Genomic DNA, 1,819 nt, shown 5'->3' with positions numbered 1-1,819 from the left:
CCCCGGCGTTCGGGCCACCGACTTCGCCGACCTGCTGCGGCGATCGGACTTCGTCAGCCTGCACATCTCCTTCCGCGGCCACGCCGAGGCGATCATCGGCGCGGATGAGCTGGCGCTGATGAAGCCGTCGGCCATGCTGGTCAATGTGGGCCACACCGATCTGGTCGATGAGGCCGCGCTGCGCCATACTCTGGAGGCCGGCGCGCTGGCCGGGGCGGGGCTGTCGGCGCTGCCGGCCGAAGTGCGCGATCCCGCGCCCGACGCCGTGGCCCTGCGCGCCCACCCGCGCGTCATCGTCACGCCCCACGTCTCGGCTGTGCTGGATACCCAGCGGCGCGACGCCACGCTCCAGGTCGCCCGGCAGGTCGTCGCCGCCCTGCGCCGCCGCCGGACCAGCGAGACGCTCAATCTGGAAGTCGTGCCCGTCGAGCAGGTCGTGCCCCATGAGTACATCGACCAGAAGCGCGTCGACCGGCTCATGGAGCGCCTGGAAGAGGACGGCCGCCTCGTCAACCCGCCCATCACGACCTACTGGAAGGGGCGCTACGTCATCCTCGACGGGGCCACGCGCTACAGTTCGCTCCAGCGCCTCGGCTACCCGTACGCCATCGTCCAGGTCATCGACCAGAACCAGGCCGGCTTCCAACTGCACACCTGGTATCACGCCATCTCGGCTGAGGGGGAGGGGCCGGAGCGGGCCACGTTCGCCGGGCTGGAGGCGGCGTTGCGTCGCATCGAGGGCCTGCGGTTGCGCCCGGCCACAGCCGACGACGTGCCGGCCATCTTCGACCGCCCGGAGGCGCTCTGCTACTTCCAGGATCGCGAGGGGCGGCTGACGGTGGCCGAGGCGGAGCCGGGCGCGCCCCGGCTGGCGGTCATGAACGCCATCGTGGACACCTACAACGCCTGGGGGAGCGTCGAGCGCACGCTGCTGACCGATGTAGAGCGGTTGCTGGCCCAATTCCCGCGCCTGGTGGCCGTCGCCATCTTCCCGCAGTTCGCGCCGAGCGAGGTGTTCGACGCCGCGGCCGACGGCAACCTGCTGCCGGCCGGGCTGACGCGCTTCGTCATCCCCGGCCGGATTCTGCGCCTCAATGCCGATTTGGGCCGGCTCAAGCGGGATGAGCCGCTGGCCGAGAAGCGCGCCTGGTTCAACGACTTCCTGGCCGGCAAACTGGCCCGCAGCCGCCTGCGCGTCTACCAGGAGCCGGTGGTGCTGCTCGATGAGTAACATCATCCGGGCCGTCATCTTCGACGTGGGCGGCGTCCTGGTGCGCACGCGCGATCACGCCGGCCGGCAGGCGTGGGAGGCGCGCTTGGGGCTGGGCGCGGGGGAGGCCGAGGCCATCGTCCTGAACAGCGAGATGGGCCGGCGCGCCCAGCGCGGCGAGCTCACGACGGCCGCGCTATGGGCCTGGGTGGCCGAGCGGCTGGGACTGGGCGACGACCTCGACGCCTTCCGCCGCGACTTCTGGCGGGGCGACGCCGTGGATGAGGCGCTGGTGGGCCTGATCCGCCGCCTGCGCCCGCGCTACCAGCTGGCGATCATCAGCAACGCCTCCGACTCGCTGCTGCCGACGCTGTCGGAATACGGGCTGGCCGAGAAGTTCGACCTGATCGTCGGCTCCGCCGCCGAAGGGGTCATGAAACCGCAGCCGGAGATCTACCGGCGCGCCCTGGCCCGCCTGGGCCGCGCGCCGCAGGAGGCGGTCTTCATCGACGACGCGCCGGCCAACGTGGCCGGGGCGCGGGCCGTCGGCATGGCGGCCATTCACTTCACGCCGGGGATCGATCTGGAAGGTGAATTGGGGCGGTTGGG

The 1,819-nt window shown here is 71.6% G+C and carries 2 protein-coding genes; both read left to right on the top strand.

Going from position 1 to position 1,819, the window contains the following annotated elements; all coding sequences use genetic code 11:
• Nucleotides 1-1,231: NAD(P)-dependent oxidoreductase (locus ACE3UY_RS16865; RefSeq protein ID WP_374688655.1), on the top strand; the 1,231-nt coding region annotated here is incomplete at its 5' end.
• A partial coding sequence (locus ACE3UY_RS16860) for an HAD family hydrolase (protein ID WP_374688654.1) occupies nt 1,224-1,819 on the top strand: 596 nt, incomplete at its 3' end. The genes ACE3UY_RS16865 and ACE3UY_RS16860, both read left to right, overlap by 8 nt.

The organism is Promineifilum sp. (SeqCode) (genome assembly GCF_041918635.1).
Taxonomy (GTDB): domain Bacteria; phylum Chloroflexota; class Anaerolineae; order Promineifilales; family Promineifilaceae; genus Promineifilum.
This window is presented reverse-complemented; position numbering and strand designations above follow the sequence as displayed.